Below are 956 nucleotides of genomic sequence, written 5' to 3' on the forward strand. Positions count from 1 at the left end.
GCCCCCCCCGCCGGCCCGCCCGTGGGGGGGTCGTTGGGGTGGTGGGCGCGGCGGGCCTCGCGCACGTCCCTGGCCCCCCCCCCCCGCCCGGCGGGCGCGCTCAGCCCGTCCGGCCGCCGGGGGGCACCAGGTCGGCCAGGACGATGATGTTGTCCGTCCAGTGGCCGTCGGCGCCGATCCGGCCCCCGCAGGTGATCAGCCGGAGCTCGGGGGCGGCGGTGTCGCCGTAGACCGTCTCGGTCGGGAAGCGGTCCTTGCCGGCCTGGATCAGGGCGCGGACCTTGAAGTCCACCGTGCTGCCGTCGGCGCGCCGGACCTGGACGAGGTCGCCCGGTCGGAGCTTCGGCAGGCCGGCGAAGACGGCCGGTCCGCGGACGGTGTCGTAGTGCCCGATCAGGACGGCCGGTCCGGTCTCCCCGGGGGTCGGTCCGTTGCGGTACCAGCCGACGTCGCCGGCCCGGTCGGCGGAGGGTACCTCGACGGTGCCGTCCGCGTTCAGGCCCAGCCCGCCGACCGGTGCGTCCACCCCGGCCGAGGGGACGAGCAGCCGGGTCGGGGCCGATGCGGCGAAGGGCCGCGGCGCCGGGGTTCCCGCCCCGGCGGTCGCACCCGGTCCGCCGTTACGGTCGGTGGCCGCGGCGGCGGCCGGGGCGGCCGGGTCCGCCTGGTGCACGGAGGGCTGGACGCGCACCACCGGCGGCTGCCCGCCCGACAGCGCCACCGACGCGCCGAGGACGAGACAGAGCACACCGCCCGCGCCGAGCGCGGCCCGGCGCACGCCGGCCGCCCCGGAACGACCGGCCCGGCGGGTGCCCGGTGAGTCCGGGGCCGCCCCGGGCGCGGCCGGCGCGCGTTCGGCACCGGCGGCCGGGTGCGCCGGCCACGGCTCGTGGTCGGTTCCGGGCGCGGCTCCGGCCCGGACGGGACCGGCGCCCGGCCCGCGTACGACCTCGTAC

1 protein-coding gene is annotated in these 956 nt (G+C 80.5%); it reads right to left on the minus strand.

Translation table 11 applies throughout. The annotated features are described in order from the left end of the window. Positions 1–100: 100 nt before the first annotated feature. On the minus strand, positions 101–956 hold an 856-nt coding region (locus ACFXHB_RS30545), incomplete at its 5' end, for a class F sortase (RefSeq protein ID WP_380577906.1).

It is taken from the genome of Kitasatospora sp. NPDC059327 (assembly GCF_042752535.1).
Taxonomy (GTDB): domain Bacteria; phylum Actinomycetota; class Actinomycetes; order Streptomycetales; family Streptomycetaceae; genus Kitasatospora.